The 15,094-nt window shown below is 74.9% G+C and carries 11 protein-coding genes and 1 pseudogene; 3 read left to right on the top strand and 9 right to left on the bottom strand.

All coding sequences use genetic code 11. The features are described from left to right. The 7 genes and pseudogenes from ACFQSB_RS37260 to ACFQSB_RS37230 all read right to left on the bottom strand — a co-directional run. Window positions 1-464 (bottom strand): annotated as a pseudogene (locus ACFQSB_RS37260) (hypothetical protein); the annotation flags it as partial. Between the two features lie 2 nt (window positions 465-466). Then, entirely contained in the window at window positions 467-1,756 is a 1,290-nt protein-coding gene (locus tag ACFQSB_RS37255) for a VWA domain-containing protein (protein ID WP_354846830.1), read from the bottom strand. Next, window positions 1,749-2,762: a protein phosphatase 2C domain-containing protein gene (locus ACFQSB_RS37250; RefSeq protein ID WP_380831829.1), complete on the bottom strand. Its 1,014-nt coding sequence runs from the start codon at window positions 2,760-2,762 to the stop codon at window positions 1,749-1,751. The genes ACFQSB_RS37255 and ACFQSB_RS37250 overlap by 8 nt, the downstream gene beginning before the upstream one ends. Continuing rightward, window positions 2,759-5,239: a tetratricopeptide repeat protein gene (locus ACFQSB_RS37245; protein ID WP_380831827.1), complete on the bottom strand. Its 2,481-nt coding sequence runs from the start codon at window positions 5,237-5,239 to the stop codon at window positions 2,759-2,761. Before ACFQSB_RS37245 ends, ACFQSB_RS37250 begins: the two co-directional genes overlap by 4 nt. After that, window positions 5,236-6,426, bottom strand: a complete 1,191-nt coding sequence (locus ACFQSB_RS37240; protein ID WP_380831825.1) for a hypothetical protein — start codon at window positions 6,424-6,426, stop codon at window positions 5,236-5,238. The genes ACFQSB_RS37245 and ACFQSB_RS37240 overlap by 4 nt, the downstream gene beginning before the upstream one ends. A gap of 188 nt (window positions 6,427-6,614) precedes the next feature. Continuing rightward, window positions 6,615-6,827 (bottom strand): hypothetical protein, encoded by a 213-nt coding sequence (locus ACFQSB_RS37235; RefSeq protein ID WP_354846842.1) that lies wholly within the window; start codon window positions 6,825-6,827, stop codon window positions 6,615-6,617. Between the two features lie 5 nt (window positions 6,828-6,832). Continuing rightward, the gene (locus tag ACFQSB_RS37230; RefSeq protein ID WP_380831823.1) at window positions 6,833-7,846 is read right to left on the bottom strand and encodes a GTPase family protein; all 1,014 of its coding nucleotides are present in this window, start codon (window positions 7,844-7,846) and stop codon (window positions 6,833-6,835) included. A gap of 146 nt (window positions 7,847-7,992) precedes the next feature. Between ACFQSB_RS37230 and ACFQSB_RS37225 the strand changes: the two genes are divergently transcribed. The 3 genes from ACFQSB_RS37225 to ACFQSB_RS37215 all read left to right on the top strand — a co-directional run bounded on the left by ACFQSB_RS37225 (window position 7,993) and on the right by ACFQSB_RS37215 (window position 12,825). Beyond that, complete coding sequence (locus ACFQSB_RS37225) at window positions 7,993-11,637, top strand: AAA family ATPase (RefSeq protein WP_380831821.1); 3,645 nt, start codon at window positions 7,993-7,995, stop codon at window positions 11,635-11,637. Between the two features lie 100 nt (window positions 11,638-11,737). Beyond that, window positions 11,738-12,142, top strand: coding sequence for a hypothetical protein (locus tag ACFQSB_RS37220; protein ID WP_354920932.1), 405 nt, complete (start codon window positions 11,738-11,740; stop codon window positions 12,140-12,142). Next, on the top strand, window positions 12,142-12,825 hold the full coding sequence (locus tag ACFQSB_RS37215) for a nucleotidyl transferase AbiEii/AbiGii toxin family protein (RefSeq protein WP_380831819.1): 684 nt from the start codon (window positions 12,142-12,144) through the stop codon (window positions 12,823-12,825). Before ACFQSB_RS37220 ends, ACFQSB_RS37215 begins: the two co-directional genes overlap by 1 nt. 105 nt (window positions 12,826-12,930) lie before the next feature. Here the strand turns inward: ACFQSB_RS37215 and ACFQSB_RS37210 are convergent, their stop codons facing one another. Next, window positions 12,931-14,139: a cytochrome P450 gene (locus tag ACFQSB_RS37210; RefSeq protein WP_380831818.1), complete on the bottom strand. Its 1,209-nt coding sequence runs from the start codon at window positions 14,137-14,139 to the stop codon at window positions 12,931-12,933. A 118-nt stretch (window positions 14,140-14,257) separates the two neighbouring features. Then, the gene (locus tag ACFQSB_RS37205; RefSeq protein ID WP_380831816.1) at window positions 14,258-14,953 is read right to left on the bottom strand and encodes a YoaK family protein; all 696 of its coding nucleotides are present in this window, start codon (window positions 14,951-14,953) and stop codon (window positions 14,258-14,260) included. Window positions 14,954-15,094 lie beyond the last annotated feature (141 nt).

The raw sequence follows: 15,094 nt of genomic DNA, 5'->3' as shown, positions 1-15,094 counted from the left end.
GGGCCGTTCGCGCCCTGCGGCGCGGGCGGCGACGGCTGCCACGACGAGGACCGCGACGAGGGCTGCACGGGCTGCGACGGCTGCCAGGACGGGGCCGCCTGCTGGGGGCCCCGCACCGGCTGCGCCGGCTGCCACGGCTGGGCGGGCGCGGCGGCGGCGCCCGTGCCGGTCTGCGTGGCCGGTTGCGGCGGGGCTGCGGACCGGGACGACGCGCCGCCGCCGCCGAGCACGAAGTCGTACCCGCAGGTCTCGCAGAACCGGCCGGTGCGCTCGGCCCCGCAGTCGGGGCAGTCGCCGGTCGCCGCGCCGCCCTGAACGGCCGCGGCCCCGGGGGACGCCGCGCCGGAGGCCGGGCCCGCGGGCGCCCCGGAGGCGGCCGGCGCCGGGCTTCCCGACATCAGCGCGCCGCAGATGTCGCAGTATTCCTCGTCGGCGGAGTCGTGCCCCACAGGGCAGATGGCCATCCTCAGTTCTCCGGGTCCTTGCGCATGCGGACGGTTCGGACGGAACGGGTGTCGAGCGCGATCTCGTCCGCCTTGTCAACGACGCGCTTGAGGCGGGCGGTTCCCGTCTCGGGGTCGACGTCGATCACCTTGTCGAGCAGTTTGGCGGTCTCCTCGTTGCCGGCCTGCTGGGCGATGCCGCGCGCCCTGCCGAGCCGGGCGGTCGCGGTGTCCAGGTCGCCCTCGTTGCGGGCCTGCAGGCCCTCCTGGATCAGCGAGGCGAGCTCCTGCTGGCCGGTGTAGTGGGCGACCCTGGGGTTGATGCGCGTGGACTGGACCGGGTCGTCACTCCACTGCGCCAGGATGTTGCCGCCGGCCAGCACCTCCCCGGTGTCGGGCACCACCAGCTTGACCAGGCCGGCGCGCATCTCCTGGCCGACGTTGCCGGCCGGCACGCGCACGCTGACGTGGTACTCGCGGGTCTCCCCGCCCCAGGAGCCGGTCGGGTAGTCGCCGGTGAGCGCGTCGACCTCCGTGCGGCGGCCGGTCAGGTCCTCAAGGGTCGGGGACACCTGCTTGACGAAATTGAGGGTCGCCGCCCGGGGCGTCCACACGCGCAGCGCGACGTCGGCGACGGTCTTGCCCATGGCGGCCTCGGTCATGGCGCGGAAGTCGGCCTCCAGCTCCTCGGGCCTGCGCACGTCCATCACGCTGCCGAGCAGGGTGGAGCCGATCCTGCGGACCTCGGCCACCACCCAGTCGGTGCCGACGCCGCGGCAGTCGCAGACGAACTTGCCGGCGCAGTAGGCGAGGTTGGCGTCGAACTCGGGGGCGGGCTCGTGCTCGTTCTTGCCGTCGGTGAGCAGGATGGCGTGCCGGATCGCGCCCGGGTGGCTCATCTGGTGGGCGCTGAACAGGTCGGCGGCGCGGCGCAGCCAGCGGCCCATGGCCGTGCCGCCGTCGGCTCGGAGCTGGGCGACGGCGTCCTTGGCGGCCTGCCGGCTCTGCGGGGTGGCGGGCGCGAGCTGCCCGTTGGGCGGGAAGACGACCTCGGCCTGGTGGTCGCCGGAGATCACCGCGAAGTACACCCCGTCGCGCAGGGTGTCGATGGCGGCCTGCGCGGCCTTGCGGGCATCGGTGATCTTGCCGTACGCCATGGAGCCCGACGTGTCGACGATGATCACCTCGGCCGCCTCGGCGACGGGCGCCCGGTCCACCGGGCCGCTCGCCTCGACCGTGATGATGCCGTGGACCTCCTGGCTCCCCGCGGGCAGGTACTTGTTCTGGTCCACACGGACGCTGAAGTCAGTCACTTGTCTCCTTCGGGAATGCCACCGTCGTCTCGCCCCGCTCCCCCTGTCCGAACGGGATCACCGCGACGGTGATGTTGTCGTGACCCCCAGCCTCGTTGGCCAGCCGCACGAGCCGCCGCGCCACCGCCAGAGAGGGGCCGCTCAGGGCCGTGGCGGCCAGCGCCTCCGGCTCGGGGTAGTAGTTCCACAGGCCGTCGCTGCACAGCAGCACCACGCCGGGACCGTCGGTGGTGAAGGTCCTGACGTGCGGCACGACCTCTCCCGCGTCGGCGCCGAGCCAGGCGGTGAGCATGTGGGTGCCGGGGGTGGCGTCGTCGGTGGTCAGCAGCGACGAATGCTCCCCCAGCCAGTACGCGCGGCTGTCGCCCACCCATCCCACGGTGACCCGCCGCCGCTCGACCACCGCGGACACCAGCGTGCAGGCGGGCGAGTCCTCCCCCGGCCGGGCGGCGGAGGCGACGGTGTCGGCGGCCAGCCGCACGGCCTCGCGGGTGGCGGTCTCGGGGCCCTCTCCCTCGGCCAGGCGCTTGGCGATGGTGACCGCCGCGATGTCGGCGGCCGCCTGGGAGGCCTCGTCGGGGCGCGGCGAGGTGGACACCCCGTCGCACACGACCGCGACGACGGCGTCCTCGCCGGCCGTGAGCAGCGCCATGGCGTCCTCGTTGCGGCTGTGCCGCAGGCCGCGGTCGCTGACGCCGGCCATCGGGCCGAGCTCCATCTCCACGTGGTCGCGGCCGGTGGGCTGGAGCATGCCGCAGTTCTCGCAGTAGCCGTCGGACCCGATGGCGGCCGACCCGCATACGGTGCAGGCCCTCCCCGAGGACGGCGCCGAGCCCCGCGCGGCACCTGGCGCCGAACCCGGCGAGGCCGGCCGCGCGGAGACCCGCGCGGCCGCGGACAGGTCATGCCCGCACTGCTCGCAGAACGCCTCACCGGCCAGGACGTGGGTGCCGCACACGGGGCAGGAGCCGCTCACCTCTGCCCCGCTCGTCTCCGGGCCGCTCACCACATCGTCCTCGGCCGCACGGCGTTGGCCCTGCCGATGAGGGCGTGGCGTTCCTCGGTGGACCCGGCCGAGCGGGCCAGGGACCGGTAGACCCGTTCGAGCTCGCCGCGCACGCCCTGCTCGCTGAGCGGGGTGCCGAGCAGCGTCCCGTTGCCGGGCACCGCCTGCCCGGTGACGAACCGGGCGAGCGCGCTCTCGAGCACCTCCGAGGCCAGCCCGGCGCGGTCGCGCGCGTCGAGCTTCAGGTCGCGCAGCCGGTCCCCGGCGGCGACCAGCTCGGGCTCGGCGGGAGCCTGGCCGCGCACCACCACCGCGACGGCCGCCACCTGGGCGGCGGTGCGGTGGATGGAGGTGGGCGGCATCTGGTCGAGCACGCGGATCGCCCCCTGCGGGTCGCCGGCGGCCAGCCGGATGCGCGCCTGGGCGAAGCAGGCGCTGACGTAGGAGCGGTCGGTCTGCCAGATGGCGGCGTAGTGCCGTTCGGCGTCGGCGAGGGCGCCGAGGTGCTCCAGGGCGAACGCCAGGGCCAGCCGGGGCGCCGCCTCTCCGGGGAACCACGAGTAGATGCCGTCGAAGAACTGCGCGGCGCCGCCGGCGTCCCCGGCGGCCAGCGCGGCGACGCCGCGGTACCACCACAGCCGCCAGTCGCCGGGCAGGTCCCTGGCCACGGCCGCGTACAGCTCGTCGGGCACCGGGCGGCCCTGCTCGCTCATCACCCTGATCAGCGCGAGCCTGGTCTCGGGGGTGGGCGGCGCGGACTCCAGCAGGCCGATCAGCTCCTCGGGGTTGCCGGCGGTGAGGCCGGCGAGCAGGCCGGCGGCCGGGTCGAGCGGGTCGACCAGCGGCACGGGGAGCGCGGAGGCGGCGTCGGCGGGGTCGAGCGCCGGGAAGGCGCGCCCGGTGGTGGCCGGGGCGAGCTCGGTGCCCACGGCGGCCCGCTCGGGGCCGAACACCCCCGACTGCGCCGGGTGCGGCGTGCCGTCCTCGATGGCCCTGACCTCGCGTAAGACGCCGACGAGCTGGTCGGACATCTCGGCCGCGCTCTGGAACCGCCTGCCGGGGTCGGGGTCGGCCGCTCGCCGCAGGAAGCGCTGGAAGGACTCCTGGCGGGGGCCCATGTCGGGCAGCGGGGCGCTCTTGCCGCCGCTGGTCGGGCTGAAGGGGAAGGCCAGCACCGCGAGCGTGCGGCCCACGGTGTACAGGTCGGAGGCGACGGAGGGGCCGTGGGAGGCGATCTCGGGCGCCTGGTAGCCGATGGTGCCGTAGATGGCGCTGTCGGCGTCGTCCACCCGCCGCACGGCGCCGAGGTCGATGAGCTTGAGCTGTTCCTCGACCTGGATGACGTTGGCCGGTTTGAGGTCGCAGTAGAGCATGCCGCGGTCGTGCAGGTAGCCGAAGGCCCGCAGGATCTCAAGGCCGTAGGCGATGACCTGGGCCAGCGGCAGCGCCTCGCGGTTGTCGGACTCCCGCAGCCTCCTGCGCAGCATCTCCTGCAGGGGCTCGCCGCCGACGTACTCCATGACGATGTAGCCGACCATCGTCCCGGTGCCCGGGTCGGGGTGGTTCACGAAGTTGAAGATCTTGACGATGTTCGGGTGGTCCATCGCCGTCAGGTAGCGCCGCTCGGCCTCGGCGGCGGCCAGCGCCTCCAGGTCGCCGGTGTCGAGCAGGCCTTTCATGACCACCCAGCGGCCGTCGAGGTTGCGGTCGGCGGCCAGGTAGATCCAGCCGAGACCGCCGTGGGCCAGGCACCCCTTGACCTCGTACTGGCCGGCGACCAGGTCGCCGGAGCGCAGTTTCGGTGTGAAGGAGAAGCGCTGGCCGCAGTGCGGGCAGAAGCCCTCGGGACGGCCCGGGCGGCCGTCCCGCGTGCGGCCGACGGGCTTGCCGCAGTCGGGGTTGCCGCAGAAGCGGCGGTCCTCGGGCACGACCGGGTCGGAGAGCACGACCGCCGAGGGGTCGCGGTAGGGCACCGGGGGCACCTCGACCAGCCCCATGCCGAGCATGCCCCGGCGGGAGCGGCTGCTGGTGCGGCGCGAGCCGCTGGTGAAGCCGGTGATGCCGCTGGGCGCCGAGCCGGTGGGCATGGTGACGGGGGGCATGCCGGCGGAGGGCGCGGTCAGCGGCCCCGGGACGACGCCGGAGGGCGGCGCGCCGGTGGCGGAGGACGGCCAGGCCGTGCCCGGGCGTCCCGCGCCGCCCGCGGGGGCGTTGGGGATGCCGGGGGCGTTGGGCGGCGACGCGGAGGGCCAGGCGGTCCCGGGGTGGCCGGAGTTGCCGAACCCGGGAGGCGCCGGCGGCGCGCCCGGGGGCGCCCAGTGGCCGCCCGGCGGGCTCTGGGGCGCGCCGGGTGGGGCCTGCGCGGGCGCCGAACCCGGGGACGAGCGCGCGGCCTCGGGAACGGGCGCCATGCCGCATGTGTCGCAGTACCCGTCCACCACCGTCCCGGCGCAGCCGGGTTGCGTGCATCTGGTCATCCGGCCGCTCCTATTCGAGTGATGGCCCGCTGGTACTCGGCGACCGCCACGGTCGCCCGCCGCAGATCGCACGGCGCCGTCCACAGAAGGTCCCGCGCCGCCCCGTACAGGCCGGCGAGGGCGAGGTCCTCGGCGTGCCCGAGGCGCACCGCCTTGGCCTGGTAGGCGGACAGGCGCCCGCGCAGTTCGTCGCGGCGGCCGATCAGGCCGGCGACCGACTCGGTGGTGCGCGTGGCGTGGGCCAGCGCCTCCTCCACGCCGCGTTCGAGGGAGGTCAGGCGCTCGGCCAGCTCCAGCCAGCGGCCCGCGCGGGTGTCCAGAGCGGCCAGCCGGTCGCGCAGCGTGGGCGCCTGGTCGGGCATCTGGGGCAGCGACGGCGACTGGATCTTGGTGAGGACCAGGTCGCGGACGCGCAGCGCCTCCCGCTCGGCCTCGGCGACCGCGTCGATGCGCTCCGCGAGCCGGCGGGCGCGGCCGTCGAACTCCTCGCGCACGCGAAGGGCCTGGTCCAGCTCGGCCCGGCGCGCGCCGGCGGCCCGGCCGAGCGCCTCCAGCTCGCCGAGCAGACCGGCCGATCCGAGCGGGTCGGTGGTGACCCGCGCGCGCAGCCGGGCGGCGGTGTCGTCGAGCCGGTCGAGCTCGGGGTCGGGCGCGCCGAGGGAGGTGGCGGCCTCGCGCGCGCCCCGGCGGGCGGCGTCGGCGGCGTCCAGCGCGGGCAGCAGGGTGTTCCACGCGGCGTCCACGGCGCCGATCAGCTCGGCGACCTCGCGGTAGGCGCCGTCCATCCCGGCGAGGGCGAGGTCCAGGGTGATCCACTCGCCCTTCTCCCTGAGCAGGGAGCGCTTCTCGATGGGCACGTCGTCGGGCTTGAGCTCCACCGAGGGGCCGGTGAGCAGCGCGGTGAGCAGGCCGAGGTCGGGCCGGCCCGCGGCCCTGGCCTCCTGGGCCAGGTCGAGCACGCGGCGGTAGGCGTCGAACAGCCACCACAGCCTGACCAGGGTGACCTGCGCCTGGTCCCATCGGCGCGCGGTCTCCCCGGTGGGGGTCATGCCTTTGAGCAGCCGGTGGCTCGGGTGGTCGTCCAGGTCGAGCATGTCGCCGGCGACGCGGTCGCGTTCCTCCATGCGCCGGCGCAGGGCGTGGTCGACGCCCTCCAGGCTCATAGGCGGGCCGGCGGCCCCGGGCATCCCCAACGCTCCGCGCCTCCCCCGGTGCTGGGACGTACTAGTCCGTCTCTATCCACATTCTTTCCATAATTCAGGGGCGCGCGTGCGGTCCGGGAGGGCGGCGCAGGCGGGTATTCGATCACATACCGGTCACGCAGGTGTCACGGCGCGGTCGTCCGGCGCGAAACGGGGGGCGGGGCGGAGGGCGGTCAGCGGCCGACGAGCCAGTTCCACACGCTTCTGACCACGTCGGATCCCACCTCGGCCGGCGCTCCGAGCTCACGGGAGACCGCGTCCTTGATCAGCCGCTCCATGGCGGCCTCGTCGCGGTACTGGACGGCGTAGTCCAGCCGGGTGGCGTACTCGGCGTCTTCGCGGCGCCGTTCGTCCACGGCCCGCAGGATGTCGGCGTCGTCGATCATGGGCGTCAGAAGGGGAAGCGGGCGAGGTCGAACGCCTTGACGCCGCGCACGCCGTCCCACACCAGGAAGTTGCCGTATTCGCGCATCGCCTCCACCGGCACCCTGGCCAGCTCGGTGACGTCGCCCAGCAGCCGCTGGAAGCGGAAGACGGCCGCCGGCCCGAGCTTGTTGACCACGCCGGCCATCAGCCGCACGAGGTTGTAGCGGAACAGCGCCGAGCAGGGCAGGACGCGGTGGTCGTCGCGCAGGCGGGAGAACACCTCGGCGTGTTCGGGGTGGGCGGCGCGGTAGGCCTCGCACACCTCGGCGGAGAAGTGGCCGCGGTAGCGGACGGCGTGCCCGTCGAAGCTGAGCCGGTCGTCGCCGATCGCGAACTCGCCCGTGGTGTAGGTGGCGGCGCCCAGCAGGTCGGCCCACGGTTCCAGGAAGGCGCGCTCGAACCGGGCGGCCCTGGCCGAAAGCCGGTCGGCGAGCGCGGGGCTCGGCAGGAACGCGCCGTGCGACCCGCGCATGTCGAAGATCCAGGGCGGCGGGGTGAGGGTGTCGGCCTTGGTGAGGACGACGGTCAACTTGGCCAGCAGCTCGGCCCTGGTCTGCCGGTCGGCTCCGGCGAGGAGCGCGCGCAGGCATCGGGCGTCGGCGGCGGTGGAGGCGCTGTCGGCGTGGAGGGCCCAGATGACGACATCGGATTCGACCAGCCGGTCGCGATACATGGCGTGATATGCCGGATCCGCGGCCAGCGATTCTCCCATTCCAGGCATATCCCAAAATGTCAACATATGGCCGGAATTACCGGGGACGGAAATGCAACGCGGCTCACACGTTCCCGTTTTGCCGTCGCCGACCGGCAGCCGGGTGCCGAACAACGCGTTGAGCAGCGACGACTTCCCCACTCCCGCCTGCCCCATTATGGCCACGCTCAACGGCCTGCCCGATTCGGCGTCCCGCTCCCGGCGTACTCCCTGCCTGACCTTTTCCAGCCGCTCCTCACCGAGCGCGCCGACGGAAACACGCTCCATCCTTGCCACGGGCTCACCTCAGGTCATAGCGTTGACGACTGTTCAGGACCATTTCCCGCCCCGCCCATCGTGGCCACCGATCCTTGCGATGACCTTGCGGAAAGGCCGCCGACGTGACGATCGCGAACCGACCGCCTCGGTAAGACGTGGCGACATTCGACATCCGCCTGCTCGGTGACGTATCGATCCTCGTCGACGGAACCGCGCGCAAATTACTGCCTCAGACGGCCAAGGCCCTGGCCATGCTCGTCTCCGCCAGGAACCCGGTGCCGCAGAACAACCTGGCCGCGGCGCTCGGCCAGAGTCCCGACTGGCCGGTCACCGACGTGGCGCCCCCGCTGTCGCGGCTGCGCCAGGCGCTGACCGGCAGCGCCCTGGACATCCCTCCCGCCAAGTGGTCGCACGCCTACGAGCTGGTCGAGCGGGAGCCGGGCTACCTGGCCGCGACGGTGGACGCCGCCAGGTTCGAGGCCCGGCTGCGCCGGGGACGCGAGCTGTACGACGACGGCGACCTGGCCGGCGCGCTGCCCGAGCTGCGCGCGGCCGCCGCCGAGTGGCGGGGCGCGCCGTTCGCCTCGCTGTCGGCCGGATGGACGCTGCCGTGGGTGTGCGAGACCTACCGCGCCAAGCTGGAGGACCAGCGCAAGGAGCTGGTGCGGCTGGTCGCCCGCGTCGCGCTGCGCCTGGGCCGCTACAACGAGGCGGCCTTCCTGTCCGAGGGCCCGATCGGCGAGGGCGGCGATGACACCACGGCCGTGTGGCTGCTGCGCTTCCTTGCCTCCCTGCGCGAGGACGGCCCGGCGGGCGCGCGGCGGGCCGTCGAACTGCGGCGCCGGGACCCGCACGGCGACGACGCGGCGCGCCCCGCCGAGTACCTGCTGGCGCTGCACGAGCACGGCTTCGACGTGTGCGCCCCGCTCGGCGCCGCGGCGGAGGCGGCCGACGGCACCGGCGGCCCGGCCGTCCTGGTCGGCCGCCGCCGCGAGGTCACCGAGCTGTCGCGCCTGGTCGAGCGCCTGCGCGCGGGCGAACCCGCCTCACTCGCCCTGTGCGGCCCGGGCGGCATCGGCAAGACGCGCCTGCTGAGGGAGGCCGCCCGCCTGGCGGCCCGCGCCCGGGTGGAGGCCGTCACCGTGATGTGCCGCGACCTGGACGGGCTGCAGCCGTGGCGCGAGCTGGCCGGGCTGCTCTGGGCGCACCTGCGGCGCGACCCGTCCAGCCCGCCCGAGCCGATCAGCACCCAAGAACGCGACACCCTCGGCAAGCTCATGTCGGCGGGGACGCCCGGCTCTCCCGCCGGCCCCGGCCACGAACGCGACCCGCGCGAGCTGACCTTCCTGCTCACCGGCCTGGTGCGCCGGGCCGCCGGGCGGGGGCTGCTGGTGAGCTTCGACAACGCCCACCTGCTCAGCCCGTACGCCGAGGAGCTGCTCCAGCACGTCAGGCGGGGGCTCGGCGCGGTGCCGGCCGGGTTCCTGCTCGCCACCCGCGACGAGGCCGCGCACTGGAAGGAGGCCATGGAGTCCCTCGCCGTGGCACCGCTCACCCAGCCTGAGGTGGCGCAGTGGCTCGGCCGGGTGTGGCCGCGCGAGCCGACGCCGGGCGAGATCGAGCGGGCCGCACGGGTCACCTCCGGCGTCCCGCTGGAGCTGTGCTCCCTCAACGAGGCCGGCGACCTGCGCCCCGCCCCTGCCGCGCCCCGCTCCGAGGCCGGGCCCGCGTTCCACTGGCTGGCCGCCGCGGCGGTCACCGCCCTGGGCCTGGACGTCGACGCCGCGCTGGTGGCCCGCATGCTCGGCCTGGAGCCCGCCGAGGCCGACCGCGCCCAGGCCCTCGCCGCCGCCGGCGGCGCCGTGGAGTGCCGCGACCGGGTGCGCTTCCCGCACGACCGCTCCCGCGAGGCCGTCCTGGACGAGCTCGACCGCGACCCGGCGCTCGCCCGCCACCTGCACCGCCGCGCCTTCGAGGCGCTGACCGACCGCATGGCCTCCGGCGGCTGGGCCGATCCCGCGCTTCCCGTCCGCGTCGCCCAGCACGCCCGGGCCGCCGGATCCGATGTCCCGCAGGAGCGCGCCGCCGCCGCGTGCCTGGACGCCGCCCGCGCCGAGCAGCGCGGGTTCGGCGTCGAGACCGCCGTGGAGTGGGCCCAGTACGGCCTGCGGCTGCGCTGCGACCCCGCCACCCGCGTCGGCCTGCTCATCACGCTCGGGGACGCCCTCAGCGACGGCGGCGACATGGAGGAGGCCGGCCGCCGCTACCTGTCGGCCCACCAGGCCGCCGAAGGACTGCCCACGCTCGCCGCGGCGGCCGCCGTCCGGCTGGCCCGCAGGTGGTCGGCCCCCGGCCAGGTCGACCGGCAGCTCATCCACCTCATCGGCGAGAGCCTTGCGGCGCTGGAGCACGACCCGGGCGACGAGGCCGCCCTGCTGCGCCTGCAGCTCAAGGCCCACCTGGCCAAGAAGCAGACCATGGCGGTCGCCCGCAGCACCGCCGATCCCGTCCCCGACGGCCCGCCCGAGGGCGTCGAGCTCGCCCGCGCCACCCTGCGGGAACTGCCCGCGGACGTCGACCGCCTGGTGCGCTGTGAGGTGCTCAACGAGTGCCGGTGGGCGCTGTACGACCACGCCGACCCCAGGGAGCTGCTCGGCATCGCCGCCCGGCTCCGCGAGGCCGGCGTCCAGGCCGGGTCGGCCTACTTCCAGAGCGAGGGCCTGGTCGCGCTCGCCGTCGACCAGCTCAGGCTGGGGCTGCTCGGCGACGCCCTCGGGACGGTGGACGACCACCGCCGGCACGTGGCGCGCAACCCCCGCGCGCTCGGCCCCTGGCTGCAGGGCACGCTCGACACGGTCATGGACATGTGGAACGGCGACTTCCGCCGCGCCGAGGAGCGTCTCATGGGCGAGGCGCTGCGCATGGTGGAGGAGCTCACCGCCGGCCACGCCGTGCCGGGCGAGACGCTGCGCCAGACCTGGATGGGCCAGTACTTCTGGCTGCTGTACGAGAAGGGCAGGCTGGAGGAGCTGTTCACCTCCGGGATGACCCGGCAGATCGAGCAGCACGGGTACTTCCCGGTCTGGCGGGCCGCGCACGTGCTCGCGCTGTGCGAGACCGGCCGGCACGACGAGGCCGCCGACCGGCTGTCCGCCTTCGTCCGCGACACCTCCGGCCTGGCCGCGCTGCCGCCCCACGGGTGGGCCGTGTCCACCCTGGCCATGCTCGCCGAATCCTGCGCCCTCATCGCCGACGCCCTGTCCACCGCCCCGCCGGCGACCGCCCCCGCCACGGGCCACCTCGGCGCCGCGGACGACGGCGTGCCCCTCCCCGGACGTCCCGCCGACCCGGCCGGCGGCGTGTCCACCCCGGCTCACCTCACCGGCCTGAGCGGCGGCAGGTCGGCCCCAGGTCAACCCGGCGGGCTGGACGACGACGGTCCCGCCGCCTACGTGCCCCTGCTGCGCCGCCGGCTGGCCGCCCATGCCGACGAGATGGTGCTGGCGGGCTGGCCGGCGGTGCTCGTCGGGCCCGCGGCGCGGTTCCTCGGACTGCTGGCGATGATCACCGGGGACGCCCGGGAGGCGCTGCGCCACCTCGACCAGGCGACGCGCATGGTGTCGGCCGCTCCCCCGCACATGGCCAGGCTCCAGCTCGACCGCGCCAGGGCCCTGCGCCTGCTGGACCCCTCCGACGCCTCCGGCGAGGCCACCCGCCTGCTGCACCGTTCCCTGCGCCTGTCCGACCGCCTCGGCATGCCCACCCTCGCCGCCAAGGCCCGCGCCCTGCTCACTCCCTGACCGGCGCCCCGAGCCCGACCGCCGGCCGCCCATGGGCCCCGCCACCGGCCCAAGGGCCGTCACCGCCGGACAAGGCGGCGGGGTGGACCATAATGGCGGCATGGCGGTGGGGTTGCCGGGGCGGTATGACGACATCGCCGGCAGGGTGCCGCGGTCGCTGGGCGACCTGCGGGGGCCCTCGGCCGGCGAGGTGGCGTTGCCGCTGCATCTGTGCTGGTCGGGCATGCGCGTGTACGACGTAGGTGATCCGGCGATCCGCCTGGGCATGTACCAGGTCGTGATCGCCGAGGGCATGCTGGCCGACGTGGAGGCCCATCTGGACGCGCGCCTGCTCATGGAGGTCTGGCCGCGGCTGCGCCGTCTGATCCATTCGGCGGCGCGGGCCGAGTGGGAGTCGCGTTTCCCGGCGCTGGCCGAGCACGCGCGGGCGCACGCCGCCGAGGTCGCGGCGGAGCTGCGCCGGGCCCGCGAGGCGGTCCGCGCCCGGGCGGAGGAGGCGCGCTGATGGACATGCCGCCCTTCCACCGGCGCATCCTGGACGCCGCGCTGCAGGTGTGCGACGCCCACGGCCTGGTGCTCGCCGGCGGGTACGCCATGCGCGCGCACGGGCTGGTCGAGCGGCCGAGCCAGGACCTGGACTTCGCCACCGTCGCCTTCACCCCGCTGGAGGAGATCACCGGCGACCTCGCCCAGGCGCTCGAGCGCGACGGCCTGGAGGTCCGCCACCAGCGCGACAGCGCCCGGCTGGCCCGGCTGACCGTGAGCGACCCGGTCACCGCGCAGTCGGCCGCCGTCGACCTGATGAAGGAGCCGCTGCAACGCCCCGCGGTCGACATGGAGATCTGCCCGGTGGCGAGCATGGACGACGTGGTGGGCATGAAGGTCGGCGCCCTGTGCGGCCGGGCGCTCCCCCGCGACTTCATCGACGTGCTGTCGGTCGCCGACCGGTACGCCGACCGCTACGGCCTGCCCGACCTGGAGCGGCTCGGCGCGCTGTTCGAGGACGGCTTCTCCTTGGAGAACCTCGCCTTCAAGCTGGAAAGCGGCCTCACCCTCGACGACGCGCTTTTCGCCCAGTACGGGCTGGACGAGCGGGAGATCGCCCGGGTGAAGGCCTTCATCCTGTCCTGGTACGAGGACCTGTCCCTGCGCATCGCCGAGGAGACCGAACTCGACCCCGACCAGTGAGGCCCCGCCCACCACCCGCGCCGCCCCGGCTCCCACGGGACGCGACGGGTGGGATGCGGCGGGACGGACGGGACGGGGCGACGGCGAGCCGAGGGGGCGGCGGAATCACCACTCGACCGGCAGCGACTCCACTCCGTAGATGACCGAGAAGGCGCGGAAGGCGATCTCCTCGATCGGCACCGCGGCGCGCAGGCCGGGGAAGCGGCGCAGCAGTGCCGGATAGGCGATGCGCATCTCCATGCGCGCCAGCGAGGCGCCGAGGCAGTGGTGGACGCCGTGGCCGAAGGCGACGTGCGGGATGATCTTGCGGGTGAGGTCCAGGTGGCCGGGGTCCTCCAGCAGGGCGGTGTCGTGGTTGGCGGCGGGGAGGGAGACGGCGATCATCTCCCCCGCCTTGATCTCCTGTCCGCCGAGCACCACGTCCTCGCGCGCGTAGCGGGGCATCACCGTGTGGACGACCGACAGGTAGCGCAGCAGTTCCTCGACCGCCGTCTCGACGTGCTCCTCCTCGCGCATCAGCGCGACGCGGGCGGGATCCTGGAGCAGGAACAGCGTGCCGAGCCCCAGCATGTTGGAGGTGGTCTCGTGCCCGGCCAGCAGCAGCAGGTCGGCGACCCCGGTCAGCTCCTGGTCGTCCACCTCCTCTCCGTGCTCGCGCACCAGCATGCCGAGCATCTCCTCGCCCGGGTCCCTGCGCTCCTTGGCGACCAGGCCGGCCATGTACGCCTGCGACGCGCGTGCCGCCGCGGCGCGCTCCTCCAGGGGGAGCCCCATGTCGAGGCGGGCGCGGCTGAGCCGCTGGAAGTCCTCCCGGTCGGCGTAGGGGACGCCGAGCAGCTCGCAGATCACCAGCGAGGGGACGGGCAGCGCGAAGGCCGGCACCAGGTCGGCCGGGGGTCCTGCCTGCTCCATGGCGTCGAGGTGGTCGGCGACGATCCGCTCGATGCGCGGCGCCAGCCGCTGTATGCGCCGGACGGTGAACTCGGGGGTGAGCAGGCGGCGCAGCCTGGTGTGGTCCGGCGGGTCGTAGGCGAGCAGGAAGCCGTGCCGGGGCGGGGCCGTCCCGGCACCCTCCCCGCTGTGGCCGGAGACGGCGATGGACGCGTAGGAGCGGTGGTCGACCGGGTCGTTGCCGAACCGGGTCGCGTCGCCGAGCACCTCGCGGACGTCCTCGTACCGGGTCACGAGCCAGGCGGTTCCCGCGGGCGTCGTCAACCTGGACACCGGCTGCTCCGCGCGCAGCCGGCCGAGCTCGGGCACCGACTCGAAGCGGTCGCGTGCGACGTGTACCGGTATGACCTGCGGCTCGGCCATCAGGCGAATCCTTTCGGTGTGCCGTTGGTACAGGAGGCGATGGTACGGGGCGAACCTGGGGGTCCCTGGACGGCCCCCGCCGGGGCCGGGCCGCCCCTCCCTCTGATGTGCCGGAAGATCACCGGGCGGGACCGTCGCGGCGGGAGGCCGGGTGCAGGGCGTAGCCGGCGGCGATGAGGACGACCCCGGCGGCGACGGCCAGCAGGATCCACCCGGGGTGGAGGTGCCGGAGCAGCACCGCGCCCGCGCAGGCGCCGCAGAAGATGGCCAGGACCGAGACCGCCCGGCGCAGAGCGCGGGGGTCGGTCCCGCCGGCCAGGAAGGACTCGGCGGCCAGGCCCGTGAGCGTGCGGGTGACCACGGTGGTCGTCATGTCCGGGACCCCGAGCACCCGCACGATCGCGTTCTGCAGCCCCATCCCGGCGGCGACCAGGGCGATCACCACGCTGCGGTGCCCCTCGGCGGACAGGCCGAGCACGGCCGACGCGCCGGCGGCCAGGCCGGCCAGCGCCGCCTCGGCGGCCAGGGTGATCACGATCCGGGAGCGGCGGGAGCGGGCGTGGCGGTGGATCCGGCCCCCCGCGACCGCTCCTGCGAGGAAGGCCAGCAGAGAGACGAGCGACCTGGACGCCGAGAATCCGGGCGCCCCCGCGGCGGCGAACCCGAGGATGACCACGTTGCCGGTCATGTTGGCGGTGAAGACGCGTCCGAGCGCCAGGAAGGCGACCGCGTCCACGCAGCCGCTCAGCACCGTCAGCAGCCCGAGAGCCACCGGCAGCGGGTCGCACCCGCCGTCCCGCGTCCGCCGCCTCACGATCGGCCCCTCCGCGTCCGCACGTCCTTCGCGTGACGTTAACGCAGGTCGGCCTCATCTCACCGGACGATGCGCCCTCCGGCGTGTGGTGCCGTCCGCCACCGCGCGGGCGGCCATGGACCGCATCGCGCCCCGGGAGAC

Source organism: Sphaerisporangium rhizosphaerae (assembly GCF_042665155.1).
GTDB lineage: Bacteria > Actinomycetota > Actinomycetes > Streptosporangiales > Streptosporangiaceae > Sphaerisporangium > Sphaerisporangium rhizosphaerae.
Note: the sequence above shows the minus strand (reverse complement) of the source record. Positions and strands in the feature narration are given on the sequence as shown.